This is a genomic window from Mitsuaria sp. 7 (genome assembly GCF_001653795.1).
GTDB lineage: Bacteria > Pseudomonadota > Gammaproteobacteria > Burkholderiales > Burkholderiaceae_C > Roseateles.
The window spans coordinates 4290908-4315308 of record NZ_CP011514.1; the positions used below are offsets into that span (position 1 = coordinate 4290908).

The 24401-nt window shown below is 70.2% G+C and carries 16 protein-coding genes; 7 read left to right on the forward strand and 9 right to left on the reverse strand.

Annotation, left to right across the window (positions count from 1 at the left end):
- Positions 1-153: 153 nt before the first annotated feature.
- Positions 154-3861 carry a CheR family methyltransferase gene (locus ABE85_RS27055; RefSeq protein WP_082938744.1) on the forward strand — a complete coding sequence of 1236 codons (3708 nt, stop codon included), beginning with the start codon at positions 154-156 and terminating at the stop codon, positions 3859-3861.
- A 67-nt stretch (positions 3862-3928) separates the two neighbouring features.
- On the opposite strand, the gene ABE85_RS18785 is transcribed toward ABE85_RS27055, so the two are convergent.
- A complete protein-coding gene (locus tag ABE85_RS18785) occupies positions 3929-5008 on the reverse strand; it encodes a sensor domain-containing diguanylate cyclase (RefSeq protein WP_067278034.1) in 1080 nt (359 codons plus the stop codon).
- A gap of 192 nt (positions 5009-5200) precedes the next feature.
- On the opposite strand from ABE85_RS18785, the gene ABE85_RS18790 reads away from it, so the two are divergent.
- The gene (locus ABE85_RS18790) at positions 5201-5590 is read left to right on the forward strand and encodes a hypothetical protein (protein ID WP_067278037.1); all 390 of its coding nucleotides are present in this window, start codon (positions 5201-5203) and stop codon (positions 5588-5590) included.
- Between the two features lie 135 nt (positions 5591-5725).
- Here the strand turns inward: ABE85_RS18790 and ABE85_RS18795 are convergent, their stop codons facing one another.
- The 5 genes from ABE85_RS18795 to rtcR form a co-directional block, all read right to left on the reverse strand.
- A complete protein-coding gene (locus tag ABE85_RS18795; RefSeq protein WP_067278039.1) occupies positions 5726-8383 on the reverse strand; it encodes a 2-oxoglutarate dehydrogenase E1 component in 2658 nt (885 codons plus the stop codon).
- Between the two features lie 155 nt (positions 8384-8538).
- On the reverse strand, positions 8539-10083 hold the full coding sequence (locus tag ABE85_RS28800; protein ID WP_082938745.1) for a methyl-accepting chemotaxis protein: 1545 nt from the start codon (positions 10081-10083) through the stop codon (positions 8539-8541).
- A gap of 101 nt (positions 10084-10184) precedes the next feature.
- Positions 10185-10421 (reverse strand): hypothetical protein, encoded by a 237-nt coding sequence (locus tag ABE85_RS18805; RefSeq protein ID WP_067278048.1) that lies wholly within the window; start codon positions 10419-10421, stop codon positions 10185-10187.
- 137 nt (positions 10422-10558) lie between these two features.
- The gene (locus tag ABE85_RS18810) at positions 10559-13696 is read right to left on the reverse strand and encodes a two-component regulator propeller domain-containing protein (RefSeq protein ID WP_067278051.1); all 3138 of its coding nucleotides are present in this window, start codon (positions 13694-13696) and stop codon (positions 10559-10561) included.
- A gap of 98 nt (positions 13697-13794) precedes the next feature.
- Positions 13795-15447, reverse strand: coding sequence for an RNA repair transcriptional activator RtcR (rtcR, locus tag ABE85_RS18815; RefSeq protein ID WP_067278054.1), 1653 nt, complete (start codon positions 15445-15447; stop codon positions 13795-13797).
- Between the two features lie 288 nt (positions 15448-15735).
- Here rtcR and ABE85_RS18820 point away from each other — a divergent pair, with 288 nt between their 5' ends.
- The 4 genes from ABE85_RS18820 to ABE85_RS18835 all read left to right on the forward strand — a co-directional run bounded on the left by ABE85_RS18820 (position 15736) and on the right by ABE85_RS18835 (position 21126).
- Positions 15736-17322, forward strand: coding sequence for an RNA-binding protein (locus ABE85_RS18820; protein ID WP_067278058.1), 1587 nt, complete (start codon positions 15736-15738; stop codon positions 17320-17322).
- A gap of 374 nt (positions 17323-17696) precedes the next feature.
- Positions 17697-18911: an RtcB family protein gene (locus ABE85_RS18825; RefSeq protein WP_231993130.1), complete on the forward strand. Its 1215-nt coding sequence runs from the start codon at positions 17697-17699 to the stop codon at positions 18909-18911.
- 72 nt (positions 18912-18983) lie between these two features.
- Complete coding sequence (gene rtcA, locus ABE85_RS18830) at positions 18984-20054, forward strand: RNA 3'-terminal phosphate cyclase (RefSeq protein ID WP_067278065.1); 1071 nt, start codon at positions 18984-18986, stop codon at positions 20052-20054.
- A gap of 94 nt (positions 20055-20148) precedes the next feature.
- Entirely contained in the window at positions 20149-21126 is a 978-nt protein-coding gene (locus tag ABE85_RS18835) for an aldo/keto reductase family oxidoreductase (protein ID WP_067278069.1), read from the forward strand.
- A gap of 137 nt (positions 21127-21263) precedes the next feature.
- Here ABE85_RS18835 and ABE85_RS18840 read toward each other — a convergent pair whose 3' ends face one another.
- The 3 genes from ABE85_RS18840 to ABE85_RS18850 all read right to left on the reverse strand — a co-directional run bounded on the left by ABE85_RS18840 (position 21264) and on the right by ABE85_RS18850 (position 23653).
- Positions 21264-22319, reverse strand: coding sequence for a nitronate monooxygenase family protein (locus ABE85_RS18840; RefSeq protein ID WP_067278072.1), 1056 nt, complete (start codon positions 22317-22319; stop codon positions 21264-21266).
- Positions 22320-22379: 60 nt separating this feature from the next.
- Complete coding sequence (locus ABE85_RS18845) at positions 22380-23285, reverse strand: SDR family NAD(P)-dependent oxidoreductase (RefSeq protein WP_067278076.1); 906 nt, start codon at positions 23283-23285, stop codon at positions 22380-22382.
- Between the two features lie 152 nt (positions 23286-23437).
- Positions 23438-23653, reverse strand: coding sequence for a hypothetical protein (locus ABE85_RS18850; protein ID WP_067278079.1), 216 nt, complete (start codon positions 23651-23653; stop codon positions 23438-23440).
- Positions 23654-23930: 277 nt separating this feature from the next.
- Between ABE85_RS18850 and ABE85_RS18855 the strand changes: the two genes are divergently transcribed.
- The gene (locus tag ABE85_RS18855; protein WP_157522620.1) at positions 23931-24386 is read left to right on the forward strand and encodes a hypothetical protein; all 456 of its coding nucleotides are present in this window, start codon (positions 23931-23933) and stop codon (positions 24384-24386) included.
- Positions 24387-24401: the final 15 nt, after the last annotated feature.

Genomic DNA, 24401 nt, shown 5'->3' on the forward strand with positions numbered 1-24401 from the left:
CGGCGGTGGCGGCGGCAGGGCGGGCGATGACGCGCGGCGCGTCGCAGTATCCCCTCGGCGACCTTCGCGGCGGCCAGAGTCCCCGCGCCGGACCGGTCATCCGGCGGGGGTAGACTGCGCCGCAGTTTTCCAATCAAAACGACGGGACAGCGGGTGGACACAGAGGAGCGGTTGCCCTTGCGGGTGGTGGTGCTCGGCGGATCGGCGGGCAGCATCGATGCGCTCGGCACCGTGCTTGGTGCGCTACCGAACGAACCGGGCTTCGCGGTGCTGGTCATCACCCACCTCGACCCCAACGAGGAAACCAAGCTGCCCGAGGTCCTGCGCGACCGCACCACGCTTCCGGTGGAGCGCCTGGAACACCTCACCAAGGTCCGGCACGGCCACGTCTACGTGATGCCGGAGAACTGCGGCGTCATGGCGCTGGACGGCCACTTCCGCCTCACCCGCCGCACGCCCGGGCTGCACCTGCCGATCGACGCCTTCCTGGCCTCGCTGGCGCAGGACCCCGACCTCGACGGCGCGGTCGTCATCCTGTCGGGCACCGGCCAGGACGGCGCGGGCGGCCTCGTCGACCTGAAGGCCACCGGCGGCTTCGCGCTCGCGCAGGCGCCCAACACCGCCGCGCACGACGGCATGCCGGTCGCGGCGATCAACACCGGCCTGGTGGACGAGGTCCTGCCCCCGGAGGAGATCCCCGCCGCGCTGCTGCGCCGCTTCGGCCAGCCCCACCACGAGAGCGACCTGCCCGGCTCCGCCAGCGAAGCGCAGGATGTCGACGCGCTGGAGACCGCGCTGGCGATCGTCCAGCAGAAGGCCGGCGTCAACCTGGGCTACGTCAAGGACGTCAACCTGCGCCGCCGCTTCCTGCGCCGCGTGCTGCTGCAGAAGGACCGCGACGTCGGCGCCTACCTGCAGTTCCTGCGCACCGATCCCTACGAGGCCGCGTCGCTGCGCGACGACGTGCTGATCGGCGTCACCGCGTTCTTCCGCGACGCGGAGTTCGTCAACGTGCTGCGCCAGGTCGTGCTGCCCAAGCTGCTGGCGCTGCGCCACGACCCGATCCGCATCTGGGTGCCCGCCTGCTCCAGCGGCGAAGAGGTCTACACGATCGCGATGCTGCTCAAGGAGGCGATGAACGCCGAGGGCATCCACCGCCGCGTGCAGATCTTCGGCACCGACCTGAACGAGGCCTCGATCGAGACCGCCCGCGCCGGCCGCTACACCGCCGCGGCGCTGGAGAACGTGCCGCAGCCCTTCCGCGACACCGCCTTCGTGCCGAGCTCCGGCGGCTACCTCGTCGCCAAGGACCTGCGCGAGATGTGCGTGTTCGCGCGCCACAACCTGCTGACGCACGCGCCCTTCTCGGGCATGGGCCTGATCAGCTGCCGCAACATGCTGATCTACCTGCGCAAGGAAGCGCAGCAGCATGTCTTCGAGGTGCTGCACTACGCCTGCCGCAACGACGGCTTCATGCTGCTGGGCCGCGCGGAAGCGGCCTCGGTCGCCGACGGTTTCGAGCACGCCGGCGCGCCGCACCTGTACCGCAAGCTGCCGAACTCGCGCCGCCACCGGCCGCTGTTCCCGATCGACGCGCTTCGCCCCTGGGCCAGCGACGGCAACGCGCCGCGCGTGCCGCAGGCGCCGCCGCCGGACCTGGTCAGCGAAGCCGCCAACCGCGTCGCGCTCGCGCGCTACGTGCCGCCGGGATTCGTCGTCAGCCAGGCGGGCGAGGTGGTGCAGTTCCGCGGCGACGTCTCCGCCTTCATCGCCCCGGCCAGCGGCGAGGCCACGCTCGCGCTGCCGCGCCTGCTGGACCCGGCGCTCAACGTCCCCGTGCGCACGGCGCTGGTCGAGGCCAAGCGCACCGGGCAACCGGTGCGGCGCGAGCGCGTCGCCTTCAACGACCGCCGCTACGTGCTGGAGGTCCTGCCGCTGGAAGCCGGCGAGGCGCCGCAGCACTTCCTGGTGACGCTGGCGCCGCAACCGGATGAGCCGGCCGCCGACGCCACCTCGGCCCTGTCCACGCCGCCGTTCTCGCCCAGCGGCGCCCGCGCGCGCGTCGACGAGCTCGAGCGCACCGTCACGACCCTGTCCGATGAACTCGAGGCGACCCAGGCGCAGCTGCGCACGCTGGTCGTCGAATTCGAATCGGCCAATGAGGAACTGCGCACCGCCAACGAGGAGATGCTCAGCACCAACGAGGAACTGCAGAGCGCCAACGAAGAGCTGCAGAGCGCGAAGCAGGAGCTCGAATCGGCGAACCAGGAGCTGCTCTCGCTGAACGAGGAGCTCAAGTCGCGCAACGACGAGCTGGACCTCGCCAACGACGACCTCAGCAACCTCGTCGAGGGCATCCCGCTGCCGGTCGTGGTGCTGGACCGCCAGCTGCGGCTGCGGCATGCGTCGCCGCAGGTGGCGCAGCTGTTCGGGCTGGATCCCGCGGCGCTGGGCCAGGCGATCGGCCAGCCGGCGGTGAACGTCACCTCGCGCTTCGCCGTCGGGCAGCTGGAGCAGCTGGTGCAGACCGCCGTGCAAGGCCTGGCGCCGGTGGAGCACGAACACCAGGACACCGAGGGCCGCTGGTGGCTGATCAACGTGCGGGCCTACCGGACCGCGGACGAGCGCATCGACGGCGCGGTGATCGCCTTCCAGGACATCCACGAACTGCGCTGCGCGCTCGAATCGGCGCAGCACGCGCGCGACGACGCGGAGCGCGCCAACACCGCCAAGGACGACTTCCTCGGCATGGTCTCGCACGAGCTGCGCGCGCCGCTGAACGTGATCTCCGGCTGGGCCTCGGTGCTGAAGCAGTCCCAGGAACGCGGCACCCTCGGCGAGGCGACCGCGACGCGCGCCATCGCCACCATCCTCAAGCACTGCCAGGCGCAGGCGCAGCTGATCGACGACCTGCTGGACGTGTCGCGCATCGCGTCCGGCCACCTGACGCTGGAGATGCGCCCGCTGGACCTCTCGGCCTGCGTGCGCGCCGTCGTGGACGGACTGCAGCCCGCCGCCGAGGCCAAGGGATTGACGCTGAGCGGCACCGGCCTCCAGCAGCCGCACCGCATCCAGGGCGACCAGCGCCGGATGCAGCAGATCGTGGCCAACCTCGTCGGCAACGCCCTGAAGTTCACGCCGACTGACGGCCGCATCACCGTGTCGCTGACCCGCATCGGACCGACCATCGAGCTGGCCGTCGTCGACAACGGCATCGGCGTCGCGGTGGAGCTGCTGCCGCGCCTGTTCGACCGCTTCACGCAGGCCGACATCAGCCGCACGCGCGAATACGGCGGCCTCGGCCTGGGGCTGTCCATCGTGCGCCACCTGGTGCTGGCGCACGGCGGCACGGTCACGGCGCACAGCGACGGCGAGGGCCGCGGCACGCGCCTGACGGTGCGCTTCCCGGCGGTGGAACTGGTGTCGGACACGCCTGAGACGGCGCCGCGCGAGACCACCGTCGACGACCTAGTCGGCCTGCGCGTGCTGCTGGTGGACGACGATCCGCATGCGTTGGACGCGCTGCGGCATCTGCTGGAACTGGCCGGCGCGGAAGTGCGCGCGGCGGGGTCGGTCGAGCAGGGCTGGGAACAGGTCGCCGCGGCGTCCGAGCATCCGCCGCACGTGCTGATCAGCGACGTGGCGATGCCCGGCGCGGACGGCTATTCGCTGGTGCGCCAGCTGCGGGCGCGTGAACGGGCGCTCGGTACCTCGACGCCGATGTTTGCCGTGGCGTTGACGGGACTGGCCACGCTGCAGGACCGCGACGCGGCCATCGCCGCCGGCTTCGACGACCACCTGGCCAAGCCGGTGGATGTCGATCTGCTCATCGAGAAGGTGCTGCTCGCGCGTCCGCGCTGATCGGTACTGAGGGACGCCCTCGCGTCGATGGGGCCGCCGATGCGGCCGGGCCGATCGACCCGGCGGATCAGTCCGCGGCCTGCGTCACCATCGCCGGCATCTCGATGCTCCGGCGGCGCGCCCGCTTGACGTCGTACATGCGCTGATCGGCCAGATGCAGCGCCTGCTCGACGCTCAGCCCGGCCGGATCGAGCGCCACGACGCCGACGCTCGCGCCCGCGTACTGCAGCGCATGACCGTCGAGGTCGAAGCGTCCGACGCTGGCCAGCGCGGCGCGGTGTTCCAGCACGCGGGCGGCCTGGGCCGGTTCGCCGCGATCCACCAGCGGGCCCTGCGAGCGCGGCAGTCCGCCCAGGCTCACGCCCGGACCGACGACGATGAACTCGTCCCCGCCGACGCGGGCCAGCATGTCGGAGCCGCGCAGCTCCAGCGACAGGCGCTGCGCGATCTCGCGCAGGAACAGGTCGCCGCGATGGTGGCCGAGCTGGTCGTTGACCGACTTGAAGCCGTCCAGGTCGATGCAGCCCAGCAGCACGCAGGTGCCGTCCCGGGTCGCGCGCTGCAGCTCGCGCTGCAATTCGTCGAACAGCGCGCGGCGGTTCGGCAATCCGGTCAGCGCATCGGTCAGGGCGTAGGTCGCCAACTGCTCGTTGGCGGCGCGGAGATCGGCCACCAGCCGTTCGCGCTGCAGGAACTGGCTCACCAGCGACGAGAACAGGCGCAGCAGCGACTGCGACTCCGGACTGATCGAACGACGGTCCGCGCTCGCCGCGCACAGGGTGCCCAGCAGCTCGCCGCCGTCGTCGCGGATGGGCGCGCTCACATAGGTCTGGATGCCGAGCTGGCGCGCCGCGTCCGAATCGCCCCAGCACGCCGCCACGTCGCTGGTGGCCATGCGGCCGGCGTCGAGCGCGCGCTTGCACAGCGTGTCCGTCCACGCGACCGTCAGGCCTTCCGGGATGGTCATCGTGCCGGCGTTGCGGGCCAGCAGCACGTGCTGCTCCCCGGCCCGCAGGTCGATGGTCGTGAGGTAGGTCGATTCCAGTCCGGTGACCGTGCCCAGCATGTCCAGCAGCGGACGGGTCAGCTGTTCGAGGTTGCGGGCGACGGGGACCGTCGAGGTCAGGCGGGCGAGCAGGGCATCCAAGATCGGCAGTCGAAATCAGGGCTGAAGTCGTGGATGTTGTCACAAGTGCGAAGCACCACCGGACGCCGTCCGTCATGACACCGGTGCCGTCCGCCGGATCGCGGACGCGTCCTTCATCGGCGCGACATAGTGCCGCTCCGCCGGGCGTGGCAATTGCCGGTTTCGCAACATCGCAGACCAGGGAGAACCCGCATGCAACGCGATGGACAGTACCGAGGCGTCACCTACCGCGTCGAATCGACGCCCACCCCGGCTGGCGCCTTCGTCGGCCACTACCAGCTGCTGGATACCGGCCGGCGCCGGAGCGACGCGCCCGATCCCGGCGCGCCCGACACCCCGGCGGCCAACGATGCCTTCGGGGAGCAGCTGCCCTCGGCGCAAGATCAGCAGCGCTCGGCGGCCGGCGTCGACGATGTCGTCCATCCGGCGACCGACTCCGCCTGGGCGACGGAGAACGAGGCGCTCAACTACGCCGCTGAAGCCGCCTGCCACGCGATCGAGATCATCCAGCTCGGACGGCCGCAGGCTCAAGGCCGCGGGAGCGGGTCGAGCCGGCGGAGAACCGACTCGCTGGGGCAATGAGGGAGACCGCCCGACGTCGCCCGGCCTGGCGCGGGCACTCCACGGGGCATGGGGCGCCCCTCCAGGGACCCCAAGCCCCATTCCGGCCCCACCAGCACCCGCTGACCATGGGCCTTGGGACTTTCTGACTGCGGGTCAGGCCTCGCCCAGTGCGCGGGCCACAAGGTCAACCTGCTCCAGTTGATGGATCGCGTGCGATGACGTGGCGCCGGATCCGTTCGCGCGGCGCGCCACGCAGCGCAGCTGCACATGCCGCGGCAGGACCGCGTCCATCTGCTCGCGGATGAAGGTCCAGGCACCCTGTTGCCGATGCTCCTCCTGGACCCAGGTGATCTCGACGAGCGCCGGGTAGCGCGCGAAGAGTGCCGTCAGTTCTTCCGCGGGGAAGGGATAGAACTGCTCGACGCGGGCCAGCGCCAGGTCCGCCCTCGCCACCGAACGACGCCCGCGATCCAGGTCGTGATGCACCTTGCCGCTGCACAGCAGCAGCCGCTCGATCTGCGACGGACGTTCGACGGTGGCGTCGTCGATCACCGGCTGGAAGCTGCCCGTCGTGAGGTCCGCGATCTCCGCGTGCGACGCCTTCTCGTGATACAGCGTGCCCTTCGGCGACATCACGACCAGGGGCTTGCGCAAGGTGTCGAAGGCCTGCCGGCGCAGCAGGTGGAACCACTGCGCCGCCGTCGACGGGCAGGCCACGCGCAGGTTGTCCTCGCCGCACAGCTGCAGGAAGCGGCTGAGGTAGCCGCTCGAGTGATCGGGCCCGATACCCTCGTTGCCATGCGGCAGCAGCATCACCAGCGAGGAGGTGTCGCCCCACTTCTCCTCGCCCGAACTGATGAACTGGTCGACGAAGACCTGCGCGCCGTTGACGAAGTCGCCGAACTGCGCCTCCCACACCGTGAGCGTGCGCGTCGCGCCGACGCTGTAGCCGTATTCGAAACCGAGCACCGCTTCCTCGGACAGCGGTGAGTTGAAGATGTCGAAACGCCCGCGCCCGGCGTCACCCGGCCCGCCGCCCCGTCCACCGGTGTCATTGCCGCCGATCTGCCGCAGCGGCACGAAATCGGTGGGGACGCCCTCGCCCACCGAGCCGGCCAGCGGGGTCGTCTGTGAGGTCCACACCGCCTGCCGATGCAGGAAGGTGCCGCGTCGCACGTCCATGCCGGAGATGCGCACGTTGAGCCCGCCGCGAAGGATCGTCGCGTAGGCGAGGTTCTCGGCGAAGCACCAGTCCGCGCGCAGCGGCGGATCGGCCAGCCCCGCCATCCGCCGCCAGTGATCGGTCAGCGTGCGCACCATCGTGTGCGGCTCGAAGCCTTCGGGGAGCCGCGTCATCGGGTCGACCAGCGACTGCAGTCCGGCGACGTCCAGCGGGGGCACTTCGCCCGGACGACGCAGCGGCGAGGGCACGTCATCCGTCACCGGCATCGCCGGATCGGAGAACGCCTGGTGCGCCCGCACGCGGCTGTGCGTCACGTGCGAGGCCATGTCGGTGTCCGGCGGCAGGACGCGCTCGGCGCGCAGCGCGGCGGCGTAGCGGTCGACGATGGTCGGATGCGTCTGCATGAGCGCGTGGATGCGCGGCCGCGTGAGCGCGGGGACGTCGCTTTCCGAATGGCCGAGGCGGCGGTAGCCGATGAGATCGATGACGATGTCGGAGCCGAAGCGCGCGCGCCAGGCGAGCGCGATCGCGGCGGCGCGCAGGGCCTGCTCGGGCTCGTCCGCGTTCACGCGCAGGACCGGCGCGTCGACCATGCGCGTGACGTCGGTGCAGTAGTGCGCCGGCCAGGCGCTCATCGGGTTGGGCTCGGTGAAGCCGACCTGGTTGTTGATGATCACGTGCACCGTGCCGCCGACGGTGTAGCCCGGCTTGCCGCCTAGCATCAGGGTCTCCATCACGACGCCCTGCCCCGCGAAGGCCGCGTCGCCATGCAGCATCAGCGGGAGCACAAGGCGGCGTCCGTCCTGGTCCGCGCGCTCGCGGCTGAGCGCGTCCTGGCACGCACGCGCCAGGCCGGTGAGCACCGGATGCACGCTCTGGAGGTGCGAGGGGTTGTGCGCCAGCGTGAGCGTGAGGCGCCCCTGCGGCGTGTCGAGCTCGCGCTCGCCGCCGAGGTGGTAGATGAGGTCGGTGTGCAGCTCGGGATGCGGCGACTTCGGATCGAAGAAGTCGAGCACGCGCGCGGGCGGAAAGCCCATCAGGTTGACCAGCACGTTGACGCGGCCGCGGTGCGGCATGCCGAGGAAGATGCGCCGCACGCCGTGGCCCGCCGCTTCCTCGCAGAGCGCGTCCAGCAGCGGGATCAGGGTCTCGTTGCCTTCCAGGGAGAAGCGCTTCGCATGGGGAAAGGCCTGCGCGACGTGCTCCTCCCAGCCCTGCGCGCGGATCAGACGGTCCAGCAGCGCGAGGCGCTCGGTGGCGCCGCCCGCGCCCGGTGGCGCGGACTCCATCGCATGGTGCAGCCAGTCGCGCCGCGACGCGTCGCGCACCGCGCTGGCATCGAGCGCCAGACCGCCGCAGTAGATCGCCTTGAGCGTGCGGTCGAGATCGGCGACGGTGCGCGCGCTCCACAGCGGCGTGCCGCGCGGCGAGAGCCAGTCGCCGGGGTTCAACCCGAAGCGCTGCGGGTCAAGCAGCGTCGGATCCGCCGGGCGCGAAACGCCGAGCGGATCCAGCCGCGCGCTGCGATGGCCGTCGCGGCGATGCGCTTCGATGAAGGCGAGCACCTCGGGTCGCCAGCGCGTGGTCGACCCACCCGCAGGTGCGTCGTCGTGGATGCGGTCGTTCATTTGAAACTCCCTGGTGAGTTGCGACGACCCCGGCCCTCACCCCTGCCCTCTCCCGCAAGCGGGAGAGGGAGTCTGACCGGATCGACTCGCGGCACTGGCTCCTCTTGCTCCCTCTCCCGCTTGCGGGAGAGGGCGGGGGTGAGGGCCAGCGGCCGTCAAAGTACAAAGGCCCGCACCGCGTTGTTCAGATGCGCCGCCTCATCCTGCAGCGCCTTGGCCGATGCGGTGCTCTGCTCGACCATCGCGGCGTTCTTCTGCGTGGTGTCGTCCATCTGGATGATGGCCGCGTTGACCTGCTCGATGCCCATGCTCTGCTCGCGGCTGGAGGCGCTGATCTCCGCGACGACGCCGCTGACCTGGCGGATGCCGGAGACGACCTGCGACATCGTCTGCCCGGCCTGCTCGACCAGCCGTCCCCCGGCCCCGACCTGCTCGGTCGATTCGACGATCAGCGACTTGATCTCCTTGGCCGCGCCGGCCGAGCGCTGCGCGAGCGCGCGCACCTCCGACGCCACCACCGCGAAACCGCGGCCGTGCTCGCCGGCGCGCGCCGCCTCCACCGCCGCGTTCAACGCGAGGATGTTGGTCTGGAAGGCGATGCCGTCGATCGTGCCGATGATCTCGCCGATGCGCTGCGAGGACGCGGAGATGGCGCTCATCGTCGCGACCACCTCGCCCACCGCCTTCCCGCCGGCGCTGGCCACTTCCGATGCCGACGCGGCGCTGGCGTTGGCCTGATCGGCGTTGTCGGCGCTCATGCGGACCGCCGCGGTCAACTGCTCCATCGCGGAGGCCGTCTGTTGCAGCGCGCTGGCCTGCGCCTCGGTGCGCGCCGAGAGATCGGCGTTGCCCTGCGCGACCTCCTTCGCCGCGGCGGAAATGGTGTCCGCGCCCTGCCGGACTTCCGAGACGATGCGATGCAGGCTGCGCACCATGTGCTGCAGCGCCCCGATGAGCCGCCCGATTTCATCGGTGCTCTGCGGCATCGGACGCAGGGTGAGGTCGCCCCTGGCCACATCCTCGGCGAGCTGGATCGCACCATGGATGCGCTGCGTGATCGAGCGCGTGATGCTGATGCCGGTCACCACGCCCAGCACCACGGCGATCGCGGCCACCAGCGTCATCCACAGCTTGGACTGGCGCGCATCCTCCTTGGCCCTGACGACGTCGTCCGCCATGGCCTTGGCCTGGTAGTCGACCATCTTGTCGATCAGCGCGTAGTAGCGGACCTGCGACTGCGCCATCTCGCCCTGGTAGACGGCCATCGCCTGTTCGCGCTGTCCGGCGGCGACCAGATCGAAGAGCTTGCGCACCGCGGCACCGTAGACCTTCCGGGCTTCCGACTGCTCGGCGAAGATGGCCTTGGCCTCGTCGGTGCTGAGCATCTTCTCGAACTTCGCGAAGTTCTCCGTGTTGGCGGCGCGCACGGCGGCGTAGTCGTCCATGTAGCGCTTGGCCTGCGCGGGGTCGGTGGCCATGAGCAGGCGCCCGATCACGATCACGCCCTGGTCGCCGACATTCTTGATGTCGTCGCTGACGGCGATCTGCCCGTAGCGGTCCTCGACCACCCGGTCCATCGTCCCGCTGGTGCGGTTCAGCACCGAGACGGCGACGGCGAGCACCAGCAGCAGCATGGCGATGACGACGGCAAATGCGGCGGCCAGCCGCGTGCCGATATTGAGGTTTGACAACGTTGGCATGTTTTTTCTCCCTGAGGCCGACGGTTGGACCTCGGCGGGGCAAAAAACGGTCCGGCCCGCTTTACAGGCGCCGGTTCACGGCGACCGTACAGTGCGCGGTGTCACGCCTGCTGTGCGAACGTGGCGATGTATTGGCAGGCCACGCGATCGGCGTGGGCAACGGCCTCGTCGACGGAGGGGAATTCGTCGTCCAGCTCGTGCCAGGCGGTGATGCCGGGGCGGCCGTCTTCCTCGCCCTTGACGACGAATCGACCTCGCCAGGGCCCGGGATCGGGCCCGTGGGTATCGAGGACGTAGGTGCGGCCCTTGTGCTGGCGGACGGTCTGCGAGGTCGTCATGGTCGGCAACGGTCGAACGGACGCTGGAGTGCCGGGTCGACGGGCGCGAAGGGGGCGTGCCCGGACACGGATGTCGCGAAGCCCCGGTTGTACACCCCCGCCCGCTTCACTGGAATGAAATCCTCGCGACCGCTCGGTCAACGGACTTGATTCCGCCCTTCGCGTTTCGCGGTGTAGAGCGCGGCATCGGCCTTGGCGATGAGGCTTTCAAGCGTGCACTCGTCGCTGGGGATGCACGCGGCCACGCCCAGGCTGATCGTCACGACCGGACCGGCGGGCGAGGTCGGATGCGGCATGGCCAGCGACTCGATGCCCTCGCGGACGGACTCCGCCACCTTGAGCGCGGCGTCGCGGTCGGCGCCGGGCAGCAGCACGACGAACTCCTCGCCGCCGTAGCGGGCCGCCAGATCGCCGGCGCGGCCGATGGATGCGCCCAGCACCGCGCCCACGGCGCCCAGGCATTCGTCGCCCTTTAGATGGCCCATCTGGTCGTTGTAGCGCTTGAACGCGTCGACGTCGGCCAGGACCAGCGCCAGCGAGGTGCCGGTGCGGCGCGCGCGGCGCCACTCTTCGTCGGCGGCTTCGTTGAATCGGCGGCGATTGGGCAGCCCCGTCACCGCGTCGAGGAAGGAGAGCTGCTTCAGATGCTCGTTGGCCTGCCGGAGTTCCTCGGTGCGCTGGGCCACCAGCCGCTCCATCTCGATATGCCGCTCACGCAGCTGGCGCATCCGGAACATCACGGCGCCGGTGAAGAGTCCGATCGCCGCGACGGCGACCAGGAAGTGGAACCACCCCGTCTCATGGAAGCGCGGCTGCACGGTGACCGGCAGCGGCGTGGCCGATTCCCGCCAGCGCTGGCCGTCGCCCGACACCGCCAGTCGCAGCTTGTACTGCCCGTGCGAGAGCGCGGGGAAGGTGAGCTCGCGATCGTTGCCGACGTCGGTCCAGCCGCGCGACAGGCCTTCCATCCAGAAGCGGAAGCGCACGCGATCGGCTTCACGCAGCGTTGACGCCGCCAGGCTGACCGACAGCGCCACCGGCCCCGGCGGGAGCTCGAGCGGCTGGCCGTCGAGCGCGAGCGGCTCGCCGTCGACCTTGATCTGTTCGATGCGCACCGTCGGCGGTTCGCCGCCGCCGGGCAGGCGCTCGGGATCGACCACCACCAGCCCCGCCGACGACGGCAGCCAGACCCGGCCGCGCGTGTCGACGGCACCGGCCGCCTGCAGGTTGCCGGCGAAGCTGGTGGCCCGCAGCGTGTCGCCCGGCCCGTAGCCGATGGAACGCACCTGCTTGAGCCTGCCGTCCAGGAACGCGTCGAGGTCGTCGCGCGCGACGCGGTAAAAGCCGCGGTTGCAGGTGATCCAGAAGTGGCCCGCGCGGTCTTCGAGGAAGACCTGCGACAACCCGTCCCACAGGCCGTCCGCCGGCTTGATCGCGCCGATGCGGCCGTCCTTCAGGCGGTTGATGCCTTCGCCGTTCGTGCCGATCCAGAGCCCGCCGCGGGCGTCTTCCTTGAGCGCGATGATCCAGTCGGACAGCAGGCCGTCGGCCGTCGTGAACTGGCGCGCCTTGCCGTCGCGCCAGCGCACCAGCCCCTGCCCGGTGGTGCCGAACCAGAGCGTGCCCTCGCGGTCCTGCAGGATCGCCGCGACGCCTTCGTTGGGCAGGCCGGGCGCGGCGACGACATCGAAGCCATGGCCGTTGAAGCGCGCCAGCGCCGAGCGCGTGCCGACCCACACGGTGCCGGCGCGGTCCTCGAAGATCGAACGGACCTCGATGCCGGGCAGACCGCTGTCCGCGCCGAAGGTGTCGATGTGCCCGTCCGGCCGCCGCCGCGCGATGCCCGCGGTGTAGGTGCCGATCCAGAGCGTGCCGTCGCGCGCCTCGTGCAGCGTCGAGACCTCGTCGGTCGGCAGGCCGTCGGCCTGGCGCAGCGTCGTGATGCGGCCGTCCTTCAGCCGGTTGAGCCCGCCGCCGGAAGTCGCCGCCCAGACCGCGCCGTCGCGCGCGGCAACCACCGAGCGGACGTTGTCATGGCTGAGTCCCTCGGGCGTGCCGAGCACGGTGAAGGCGCGGTTGCGCAGCCGGTTCAGCCCGTCGACCCAGGTGCCGACCCAGACACTGCCTTCGCGATCGGCCATCAGCGACCAGATCTGGTTGCCGGCCAGACCAGTGCCCGGACCGTTGCCGGTCGAGATCGTGCTGAAGCGGCCCTCGCGGAAGCGGCTGACGCCCGCGCCCCAGCTGCCGATCCACAGGTCGCCCCGGGCGTCGCGGGTCAACGCGGTGAGGTGATCGCTGGGCAGGCCGTCGGCGGTCGTGTAGACGCGCATCGCCGGCTGCTCGACGCCCTGCATGCGCACCAGTCCGCCGCCCGCCGTGGCCGCCCAGATGCCGCCCGACGGATCGGCGATCACGAAGCGCACCTGGGCATGCGGGAAACCGCCCGCCGGATCGAAGACCTTGAACTTGCCGTCCGCCGTCATCGCGATCAGGCCGGCGCCGGTGGTGCCTATCCACAGCGTGCCGGCGGTGTCGAAGGCGACGCTGCGCAGCTTCGCGGGGGGCAGCCCGTCCGCGGCCCCGAAGACCTTGACCGCGCCGTCCTTCCATCGGACCAGCCCGCCGTCCCCGGCCGCCCAGATCGCGCCGGACTTGTCCTCGACCAGGGACCAGATCCGCCGGCCGCCCGCCTGCGCCTTGGTGATGGCCGGCGAGAAGCGGCCGTGCTCGTAGACGGCCACGCCGCTGGGATGCCCGATCCACAACCGGCCGCGCCGGTCCTCGAGCAGCGCGAACACCGGCTGCGAGGCCACGTCCGGCGCCTGCGCGGCGTCGAAGCTCACGAATCGTCTGCCGTCGAATCGGGCGAGTCCGCCGCCCGTGCCTATCCACAGACCGCCGTCGCGCGACTGGAGCAGCGCCTGGACGGTGTTGAGCGGCAGCCCTTGTTCGGTCTGCCAGAGGTCGATCTTGTACTGGCTGACCGCACGGACCGGATCGGACAGGTCGCCGATGGCGCCCAGGTCCGCGGCCGTTGCGGAGGCCGGTGAAGACGCCGTTCCAGAAGCCGGTGCGGCGGCAGCTTTCGCAGTCGACCTGGAAGCCGATGCCGCCTGCGCCGTAGGCGCGGACGCCGCCGTCGCCGCCATGACCGCCGGCGCCGCGACGCCCGCGCAGAACGCGGCGAGCAGCCAAGCCGCCACGCGACGACGCCAGGGCATCGCAGGCACGGGATCGGCGGAGGAGGTGGCGAGGGACCGGTCGAAAGTCATAGGCGGGGAATCGGCGATTGTGACCGGTCCTGAAGACGCAGCCGGACTGCCGTACGAGCGACGGGGGCGGTCCGCATGACGGCGCGTCGGGGCCTCCGTCACCGCGCCGCCGCGATGCGGTCCCAGGACAGTTCGAACTTCAGCAGGTACTTCCGGAGGCGGTCCGCGTCGTTGAGCACGCTGCGCGCCTGCCGGCTGGCATGGAAGAGTTGCCGACCCGCGTCCGACAGCGACGATGCCGCGGCGCACACGCGCAGCACGGCGACGAGCTGCAGGCGGTCGAAGAGGTCCATCGCTTCCAGCGCCGGCGGGTCGAAGAGCGCGGCGAGCAGCGCCTCGCCGGCCGCCTCGCCCTCCCCTGCGCCGTGACCCACGCCGATACCGGCGCGGCCCCGCCCGGCCGTCTCGCGCTCCCACAGCCATTCGAGCCGCGCGATCTCGGCCTCCACCAGCGGCAGGCCGATGCGGCCACCCTCGGCCAGCGTCACCAGCCGCGTCACGGATGCCGAGAGGTCGCGGAAGTTCCCGCTCCACGGCGCACGCGGTGACTGCGCGAAGCCGAGGTAACGCGCCTTCGCCTCCGCGTTGAAGCGCACCGCGCGACCGCTTTCGCGGCCGACCTGCTGCACCAGGTGATCGACGTTGGGCTCGATGTCCTCGGGCCGGTCGCGCAGCCCGGGCAGGCTGTAGGTCCAGAGATTGATCCGCGCGAAGAGGTCGTCGCGGAAGCGACCCGCGGCGACCTCGGCGCGCAGGTCGCGGTTGGTGCCGGCGATCAGTTGGAAGTCGCTGGCGACTTCGCGGTCCGCGCCCACCGGCAGGAAGCGCTTCTCCTCGATCGCCTTCAGCAGCATCGCCTGCTCGTCGAGGCCGAGTTCCCCGATCTCATCGAGGAACAGCAGCCCGCCGTCGGCGGTGCGCAGCAGGCCGGCCCGGTCCGCCATCGCGCCGGTGAACGAGCCCTTCTTGTGCCCGAACAGCGTCGACGCCGCGCCGTCGCCGCGCAGCGTCGCGCAGTTGACCTCGACGAAGGCGCCTTCGAGCTGGTGCCGCGTCTGCTTGAGTTCATACATGCGGCGCGCGAGGAAGGATTTGCCCGCGCCCGTCGGCCCCGCCAGCAGGATGGGCGCGCGCGAGTGCACGGCCACGCGCTCGATCTCCTCGATCAGCGCGTTGAAGCGACGGTTGCGCGTCGCGATGCCGCTCTTCAGGAAAGCGACGGCGTCGTGCTGCTCGGCGCGGAAGCGCTGCGCGATGCCGTCGTAGCGCGACAGGTCCAGGTCGATCAGCGTCATCGAGCCGGCGTCCCCCGCGCGCTGCTTGCGCGGCGGCGAGGTCTGCAGCAGCACGCCCGGGATGAAGCGCGCCTCCACCATCAGGAACATGCAGATCTGCGCGACGTGCGTGCCGGTGGTGATGTGGGCCCAGTACTGCTCGTGCGCGGGGTCGAAGCGGTAGCCGCGCACCCAGTCGTAGAGCGTCGCGTAGACCTCGCCGAAGTCCCACGGGTCCTCGTGCGGCATCGGGATGAGGTGGACCTCGGTCTCCGGCGACACGGTGGCGATGTCGCTGCGCAGCAGCGCCGCGAGGGTCAGGTGTTGCGGCGCATGGAAGAGCTCCAGCCGATGCACGACCACGTCCGGCTGCGACACCAGCGAGATCGTCGGGCGCCACTTCTCCCATCGGCCCGCGCCGAGGCCGCCGTCCAGCTGCGACCCCAGGTAGCCGATCACCACATTCTTCTTCGACATGTCCCGCAGTTTATCCGTGCCGCTCAGATATCTAGCTTTTTCGCTAGTTATCTAGCCATCCATCCAGTCCCGACAACGATCACGGATGAATGGAGGGTGCGAGTTTTCCGGCCATGGAAGACTTTTTTCATTGTTAATCAATGACTTACCTGATTCCAGACGAGATCTGGCAAGACCTGGCACGGGCGTTGCAATGAAGAAGGCAAGACAACACGGCGAAGCAGCAACGAGGCAGCGCCGAACAACATCCGACGACATCCGACGACGACATCCGGCAGGGAGGACAACATGGTCAACACGCAACTCTTCAAGACGACGCCCGGGAAGCTGGCGCCCGCCGCGGACGCGGCGAACCAGTCCGGCGCCCGTGCCTACGGCTACAAGACCCGGCACCACCTGGCGCAACTGGCGGCGACCGGCTGCATGACGTCGACGTTCCACGCCGACGCCCAGGCCCAGCTGGAGAACGTGCTGACGCTGGCGCAGGACGTCGACACCGCCTTCCTGGCCAAGACCGCGGTCTACGCCCGTCAGGCCGGCCACATGAAGGACATGCCGGCGCTGCTGGCCGCCGTGCTGGCGCAACGCGACATCGCGCTGCTGCAGTCCGTGTTCGGCCGCGTGATCGACAACGGCAAGATGCTGCGCAACTTCGTGCAGATCCTGCGATCGGGCCAGACCGGCCGCAAGTCGCTGGGGTCGCGTCCGAAGAAGCTGGTCCAGCAATGGCTGGCGAACGCGAGCGAGCAGCGCCTGCTGCAGGCGTCGATCGGCGCCGACCCGACGCTGGCCGACGTGGTCCGCATGGTCCACCCGAAGCCGGCGGAAGCCTGGCGCGCGGCGTGGTTCGCGTGGCTGATCGGCCGCCCGTACGACGAAGCGGCGCTGCCGCCCGCGACGCTGGCCTATGAGCGCTTCAAGCGGGCGCTGCTGTCCGGCAAGACGGAAGGCGCGACGGCGGAGGACCTGCCGCCCGTGCCCTTCCAGATGCTGACGGCGCTGCCGTTGAACGACGCGCACTGGGCGCGCATCGCGGCGCAGGGATCGTGGCAGATGGTGCGTCAGAACCTGAACGCGTTCGCGCGTCATGGCGTGTTCGAACAACCCGGCATGACCGCGCAACTGGCGACGCTGCTGCGCGATCCGGAGGCCGTGGCATCGGCCCGCGTGATGCCTTATCAGCTGATGACGGCGTTCAATGCGGCGTCCGACGTGCCGGCTGAGATCCGCGACGCATTGCAGGACGCGATGGAGGCCGCGCTGGTCAACGTGCCGGCGATCGAGGGCCGCGTCGTGGTCTGCCCGGACGTGTCGGGGTCGATGTCGTCGGCGGTGACCGGTTGGCGCGGTTCGGCGACCTCGGCGGTGCGATGCATCGACGTGGCCGCCCTGGTGGCCGCGGCGCTGGTCCGAAAGAACCCGCGCTGCCGCGTGATGCCGTTCGAGCAGCGCGTCGTGCCGGTCAAGCTGAATCCCCGCGATTCGGTGATGACCAACGCGGCGAAGCTGGCGGCGGTCGGCGGAGGCGGGACTTCGGTCAGCGCGCCGCTGCGTCAGCTCAACGAGGAGCGCGCGGACGTGGACCTGGTCGTGATCGTGTCCGACAACGAGTCGTGGATCGACGCGCGCCGTCACGGCGCGACCGAGACCATGACACAGTGGGAAGCGATCAAGGTCCGCTGCCCGACGGCCAGGCTGGTGTGCATCGACATCCAGCCCGGCGCGTCGACGCAGGCGGTGGAGCGCAAGGACGTGATGAACGTCGGCGGCTTCTCGGACGCGGTGTTCCGCATGGTCGGCGACTTCGCCGGCGGTGCGACCGAGGTCGGCCACTGGGTCCGCGAGATCGAGCGCATGGCACTCGATCCGCAGTGAATGATTGAATGAAGGCTGTCGACGGCACCGGATGCGGTTGCCGCGGCGAGCGATGAATGCCGGTGGAACTACAGCACTATTAATGCCCGTGTCGTGGGTTCGAATCCCGCCGGGGTCCTTCGGGACACCGTAGCTCAGTCTGGTAGAGCAGGAACACGTTTCACCACCCCTTGTCATCGCTCACCGCGGCAACTGCCCGGTCGAGTCCCGGCCCCCTGTTTTTGCGATGAATGCTGGCAGGACTACATCGGGAAGAGCGCCACGTCCCTTCGGGGGCGCGGAGGTCGCGGGTCCGAATCCCGCCCGGCGCAGGCCGGTAGCTCAGAAAACGTCTTGCCGATCCCTTGTCATCGCGCTTTTGAATGGAACGACTCATGAAGAACTACAACGAGATGGAAGTCGCCGGCGGCGTGCCGGTGAAGATGTGGACGCAGGGTGTGCCCGTCGAGGACGAAGCCCGCAAGCAGCTGATGAATGCGGCGAAGCTGCCGGTGGTGTTCAAGCACATCGCGGCGATGCCCGACGTGCACCTGGGCATCGGTGCGACGGTGGGATCGGTGATCCCGACGCTGAAGGCGATCATCCCGGCCGCGGTCGGGGTCGACATCGGCTGCGGGATGATGGCCTGCAAGACCACGCTGCGCGCCGAGGACCTGCCGGACAACCTGGGTCCGCTGCGTTCCGCGATCGAGGCCGCCGTGCCCCACGGCCGCAACCCCAAGGGTCGCGACGAAGGCGCGTGGGAGAACCCGCCCGACATGGTCGACGCGGCGTGGGCGACGCTCGAGACCGATTTCACCGAGATCTGCCGCGACTATCCGAAGCTGAAGAACACCAACAACCACAAGCACCTGGGTACGCTCGGGACGGGCAACCACTTCATCGAGGTCTGCCTGGATGAGGTCGGCTTCGTGTGGTTCATGCTTCATTCGGGTTCGCGCGGCGTGGGCAACGCGATCGGCACCATGTTCATCGAGCTGGCCAAGAAGGACGCGATGCAGCACCAGGCCAACCTGCCCGATGCGAACCTGGCGTACTTCGAGGAAGGCGCGAAATACTTCGGCGACTACGTCCGCGCGGTGGGCTGGGCGCAGAAGTTCGCGGAGACCAACCGCGAGGTGATGATGCGCCGCGTGATCAGCGCCGCGAAGAAGGTGATCGGCAAGAAGTTCGAGAGCCACATCGAGGCGGTGAACTGCCACCACAACTACGTGCAGAAGGAGACCCACTTCGGCCAGGACGTGTTCGTGACCCGCAAGGGCGCCGTGAGCGCGAAGAAGGGCCAGATGGGGATCATCCCCGGCAGCATGGGCGCGCGCAGCTACATCGTGCGCGGCAAGGGCAACCCGGAGAGCTTCGAGAGCTGCTCGCACGGGGCCGGCCGCACGATGAGCCGCACGGAAGCCAAGCGCCGCTTCACGCTGAAGGACCACCGCGCCGCCACCGAGGGCGTCGAGTGCCGCAAGGACAAGGACGTCATCGACGAGATCCCGATGGCCTACAAGGACATCGACGCGGTCATGGCGGCGCAGCAGGACCTGGTGGAGGTGGTGCACACGCTCAAGCAGGTGGTGTGCGTGAAGGGATGAGAGCAACAAGAAGGTGACGGGCCGTGCCGCGCGGAAGAGGAAACCGCGCGGCGCCGCTCGCAAGAGGGAATCATGGACAAGAAGAACAAGGTCATTGAACTGGACGGCTCGCACGGCGAGGGCGGCGGGCAGATCCTGCGCACGGCGCTCGCGCTGGCCATGTGCACCGGCACGCCGCTGCGCATCGAGCGCATCCGCGCCAAGCGCCCCAAGCCGGGCCTGATGCGGCAGCACCTGACCTGCGTGCTCGCCGCGCAGGAGGTCTGCGGCGCGACGGTGGTCGGTGCGGAACTCGGTTCGCAGGTGCTGGAGTTCCGTCCCGGCCAGGTGCATGCCGGCGACTACCGTTTCGCCGTCGGCACCGCCGGCAGCTGCACGCTGGTGCTCCAGACCGTGCTGCCACCGCTGATGCTGGCGGACGGGCCCAGCCGGCTGCGCCTGTCCGGCGGGACGCACAACCCGATGGCGCCGCCCTTCCATTTCCTGCAGCGCAGCTTCGCTCCGCTGATGCGCCGCGCCGGCGCGAAGCTGGATCTGACGCTGCGCCGTCACGGCTTCTACCCCGCCGGCGGCGGCGAGATCGACGCCGTGATCACGCCGGCTGAAGGCGGCCTGCGCCCGTTCGACCTGCTCGAGCGCGGCGAGCCCGTGGAAGCCTTCGCCGAAGTGCTGGCGCCCGCGCTTCCCCGCGGTGTCGCCGAGCGCGAGCTCGAGGCGCTGGAACGCCTCACCGGCTGGGACCAGCACCAGCTGCGCGTCGGCACGGCGCGTCAGAACGAAGGGCCCGGGAACGCGCTCATGATGACGCTGGCGCACGAGCACCTGAGCGAGGTGTTCATCGCCTTCGGCGAGCGCGGACTGTCCGCGGAGGAAGTGGCGAAGATGGTCTTCACGGAGATGCGCGCGTACGAAACCTCCGCCGGCGCGGCGGGTCCGCACTTGGCGGATCAACTGGCGCTGCCGCTCGCGCTGGCGGTGGCCGGCACCGGCCGTCCGGCCGCGTACACCTGCACCGAACTGACGGAGCACAGCCGCACCAACTTCGGCATCATCGAGCGCTTCCTGGACGTGCGCTTCGACTCTCGGCTGGAGGTCTCGCGCGCCGGCAACGCATGGCGCGTGGACATCCTCCCGCGCTCGTAACCACGATGAAACGCGGCGTCCGCGCGCCGCGTCACAATCCCGCACCGCGCGCCCACCCGGGCGCGTTCCCCATTCCAGAACGCGCACGCCCACCATGAGCCACGCCCTTCCGCTGCAGCAGCATCTCCCGACCGTCAGCCCGCTCGCCTATGGCTGCATGGGCCTGGGCGGCCACTGGGACGACTCCCCGTGGACCGACGCCCACGTCGACCACGCGCAGGCCGCCGTCGAGGCCGCGCTGGAGATCGGCGTCACGCTGTTCGACCACGCCGACATCTACACCCGCGGCAAGGCCGAGTCGGTCTTCGGCGAGCTGTTCCGTCGCCAGCCCTCGCTGCGCGAGCGCATCGTGCTGCAGAGCAAATGCGGCATCCGCTTCGCCGACGATCAAGGCCCGGGTCGGTACGACCTGTCCGGCGGCTACATCGTCCAGGCGGTCGAGGCCAGCCTGAAACGCCTGGGCACCGAGCGGCTGGACATCCTGCTGCTGCATCGCCCGGATCCGCTGATGCAGCCCGACGAGATCGCCGAGGCCTTCCAGCGCCTGCGCGCGGCGGGCAAGGTGAGCCACTTCGGCGTGTCCAACATGAACGTCGGCCAGATGGCCTGGCTCGGCCGCGCGCTGGATCAGCCGCTGGTCGTGAACCAGCTGGAACTCGGCCTCGGCCACCTGGAACCGCTGGATGCAGGCACCTGCTTCAACGACCGCCAGGCCGCGGCGCGCCCCGGCTCCCTGGCCTGGACCGGGACGCTGGAACACTGCCAGCAACATGGCATCCAGCTTCAGGCCTGGGCCGCGCTCGCCCGCGGCCGCTTCAGCGGAGAGACCGCTCAAGACCCCGCCGACGAAGCCGCGCGCGCGCTGGTCCACAAGCTCGCGCAACAGCACGGCGTCAGCACCGAAGGCATCCTGCTCGCGTGGCTGATGAAGCATCCGGCGCGCATCCAGCCGGTCATCGGTTCGGCCAATCCGGATCGCATCCGCGCCTGCGGCGATGCGCTCCGCGTCGAACTCAGCCGCAACGAGTGGTACGCGCTGTACGTGGCAGCGCGAGGTGCGCCATTGCCTTAACTGCGGAGGACGGGGCGTTGGCCGCGAGAGCGCAGGGCCCCGGCCGCAAGGGCCGAAACCCCGCGCCCTCCCGTCCCCAACCAGTACCGTCCTTCAACGGTTCTGCTACCGAGGACTTCGAGCGATGACGGTGAGCGTTAGAACGCGGCGCTGAGCTCGCTCACGAGCGCAGCCGCGCCGATCTCGCGCACCGCGCCGAAGTTCTGACCCGACCACAGCGGCGAGAAGTCGCCGCTGCCCTGCGCTTCCGCCTTCGCACGCAACGGCGCAATGCTGGACGTCGCCAACGGGAACTGCGGCGCCGCTTCGTTTAACGGCCCGACCTCGCGCATGTAGCGGTTCACGATGCCGCGCGCCGGACGACCGGTGAAGAGATTCGTCACCGCCGTGTGGTGATTCGCCGGATCGCGCAGCGCCGCCCGATGCGGCGCGCTCGTCGTCGCCTCCTCGCACAGCAGGAAGGCCGTGCCCAGCTGCACCACCGACGCGCCCAGCGCCAGCGCCGCTCGGATGCCGCGCACGTCGGCAATGCCGCCCGCCGCGATCACCGGGACCTTCACCGCGCGCACGATCTGCGGCAGCAGCGCCATCGTGCCGGGCTGCCGCGTGAGGTCGTCGCTGAGGAAGTGCCCGCGATGCCCGCCGGCCTCCCAGCCCTGCGCGATCACACCATCGGCGCCGTGCGCCTCCAGCCAACGCGCCTCGTCGACCGTGGTCGCGCTGCCCAGCACCAGGCTGCCCCAGCCCTTCACACGGGCGATCAGCTCGGACGACGGCAGTCCGAAATGGAAGCTCACCACCGGCGGCTTGAACGGCTCGACCAGGTCAGCGATCTCCGCGGTGAACGGCGCACGTCCTGGCCCCGCCTTGATCTGCGCGGGATCGATGCCGAACTCGGCGTAGTACGGACCGAGCCGATCGCGCCACCGGGCCTCCCGGGCGTCATCCGGCGCGGGCGGCGTATGGGCGAAGAAGTTGACGTTGAACGGCTTGTCCGTGCCGTCACGCAGTGCCTTCAATTCCTTCTGGAGCACCTCCGGCGTCAGCATCGCCGCGGGCAGCGAGCCGAGCCCGCCCGCGTTGCTCACCGCGATCGCCAGCCGGGCGTCCTGCACGCCCGCCATGGGCGCCTGGATCAGCGGCAGGCGGGTGCCGAGGAAGAACGGTGAGAACGGCGCGCTGGAGGTAGGCATGGCACGGATCCTGGACTCGACAAGACGAGCCTGGATGATCGCGCAAGGACGGTGCCCCTGTCAGGCCTTGTCCATCTCGAAGGGCGGAATGCGGCGGCCGTCGATGTCGGTGAAGCCGTACTCGGCGGCAAGGTCGCCGACGCGCAGCACCTGGCCCGTGCGATCCATGACGCGCGGATCCGCGGCCAGCGCGGTCAGCGCGCGGCCGACATACCTCGGCGACTCGGTGCCCGCCAGCTCGGGCCGTTGCTGCCAGTGGTCCTCGTCGGTGTGATGGCCGGCGAGCACGAACTCCGTCCGCATCCACCCCGGAGACACCGCCACCGAGGCCACGCCATGCGGTTGCAGATCCTGCGCCATCGCGCCCGCCAGACGGGTCATCGTCGCCTTCGCGAGGTCGTAGACGAGGTTGCCCTTCAGGAACCGGTCGCGGTCCCAGAAGGTCGTCGTGACGATGAGCCCGCCGCCGCGCGCGATCAGCATCGGCGCCGCAACGCGGCTCGCCAGCAGATGGTTGCGCACGCCGCGATCCAGCATCGCGTCCCATTCGTCCATCGAGCGCTCCCAGAACGGCGCGTCGAAGACGCCGCTGAAGACCTCGTGGCCGCCCCAGGCGTTGTTGACGAGCAGGTCCAGTCCGCCTTGTTCCGCCTGCACCCGCTCGAACAGCGCGCGCACCTGCGCCTCGTCGGTGTGATCGCAGCGCGCGGCGATGCCGCGGCCGCCGAGCCGGGTCACCTCGTCGGCGGTGTCGTCGATCGTGCCGGGGATCTGCGACATCCCGCTCAAGGCCTGGATGCGGCCGTACTGCGTCGCAGGCTGTTCGCGCGTGCTGCGACCGGTCACGTAGACCGTCGCGCCCGCGGCGCCCAGTTCCAGCGCGATGCCGCGGCCCGCGCCCCGGCTCGCGCCGGTGACCACGGCCACGCGCCCGGCCAACGGCCGGTGGAGTCCTTCGGAACTCATGTCGCTGTCTCCCGTTGAACGTGAGCAGCAACGATACGCGGCCATCGAGCGGCCGCGTGTCCGGTCCTGTCAGCAGTGCCGGCCGATGCAGACGCCTGTGGCGGCGTCTGCATCGGCGTCTGCATCGGCTTCGGCGTCGACCTCAGCGCCGCTTACTTGCAGCTGTAGCTCTTGGAATTGACTTCCTTGACGTTGCCCGCGCCGCAGGTGGCGGTGGCCTGCTCGCTCATCTTGCGGACGTCTTCCATGCGCTGGGTGGTGGCTTCCGCGGTGTTGGGCGCGATCACGCAGCCGGTGGACAGGACGGCGGCGCCGCCGGCGAGCAGCAGGGCCATGAGACGGACGGCAGGAATGGAGCGGATGGTCATGAGGCAGTTCCCTCGAAAGTTGAATTCGAGGCGAAGTCTAGGCAGCCGCGCCCGCCTCAGACGCCTCTGCGACGGACCGTCCCCCAGCGAGGATGAACTGCAGCGCGACGCGACGCGCCGGAGAACCGACCAGCCCCAGGCCCGCACCAATGCCGATGTCCCATGGAGGAGGGGCCGTGCGCATACCGCGCAATGGCCTCGTTCACACGCGCTTGACGAAGGCCCGCTAGGCTGCGCCTCTCGTCCTGCGGTCCAACAGGGCGAATCAGGAGTTGCCGTGACTGACCTTAGCTCGATCCCGCGCCCTGCGACCGCGGTGCGCGCCGTGGTCGCGGTGGCGACCCTGTGTGTGCTGATGAGCGCCTGCGGGCCGGATTCGGCGGGCCGCAAGCCCGGCATGACCGCCTTCGAACGGACCCAGCACGACCGCTGTGTCGCGCTGCTGCGCCCGATGCTGCACGGCCAGCCGGTGCGCTCGACCGCCGTCGAGCACGGTGCGCAGGGGCTGGATTACGTGTGGGTGAACGCCGAGGTCCACGACGATGACGACGATCTGGACCGGCGCGTGGCCAAGGGCGCGAGCGTCGGCGGTCACTGCCAGTTCGAGGCCGGGGGCCAGGCCGTGCATCTGCATGTCTATGCCTTGGACGACGCGACCACCCCGGCGTCGACGCCCGAGTACCGCTTCGTCGCCGCGCCCCGCGACACGGTCATGACCGCCGGCACCCCCTGACGGGCCGCGCGCCGG

Bases quoted from the DNA above. Each gene is read 5' to 3' on its own strand.
- ABE85_RS18790 (WP_067278037.1), top strand. From the start codon at position 5,201: ATGCAACGCGATGGACAGTACCGAGGCGTCACCTACCGCGTCGAATCG.
- ABE85_RS18795 (WP_067278039.1), bottom strand. From the start codon at position 8,383: ATGAACGACCGCATCCACGACGACGCACCTGCGGGTGGGTCGACCACG.
- ABE85_RS28800 (WP_082938745.1), bottom strand. From the start codon at position 10,083: ATGCCAACGTTGTCAAACCTCAATATCGGCACGCGGCTGGCCGCCGCA.
- ABE85_RS18805 (WP_067278048.1), bottom strand. From the start codon at position 10,421: ATGACGACCTCGCAGACCGTCCGCCAGCACAAGGGCCGCACCTACGTC.
- ABE85_RS18810 (WP_067278051.1), bottom strand. From the start codon at position 13,696: ATGACTTTCGACCGGTCCCTCGCCACCTCCTCCGCCGATCCCGTGCCT.
- rtcR (WP_067278054.1), bottom strand. From the start codon at position 15,447: ATGTCGAAGAAGAATGTGGTGATCGGCTACCTGGGGTCGCAGCTGGAC.
- ABE85_RS18820 (WP_067278058.1), top strand. From the start codon at position 15,736: ATGGTCAACACGCAACTCTTCAAGACGACGCCCGGGAAGCTGGCGCCC.
- ABE85_RS18825 (WP_231993130.1), top strand. From the start codon at position 17,697: ATGAAGAACTACAACGAGATGGAAGTCGCCGGCGGCGTGCCGGTGAAG.
- rtcA (WP_067278065.1), top strand. From the start codon at position 18,984: ATGGACAAGAAGAACAAGGTCATTGAACTGGACGGCTCGCACGGCGAG.
- ABE85_RS18835 (WP_067278069.1), top strand. From the start codon at position 20,149: ATGAGCCACGCCCTTCCGCTGCAGCAGCATCTCCCGACCGTCAGCCCG.
- ABE85_RS18840 (WP_067278072.1), bottom strand. From the start codon at position 22,319: ATGCCTACCTCCAGCGCGCCGTTCTCACCGTTCTTCCTCGGCACCCGC.
- ABE85_RS18845 (WP_067278076.1), bottom strand. From the start codon at position 23,285: ATGAGTTCCGAAGGACTCCACCGGCCGTTGGCCGGGCGCGTGGCCGTG.
- ABE85_RS18850 (WP_067278079.1), bottom strand. From the start codon at position 23,653: ATGACCATCCGCTCCATTCCTGCCGTCCGTCTCATGGCCCTGCTGCTC.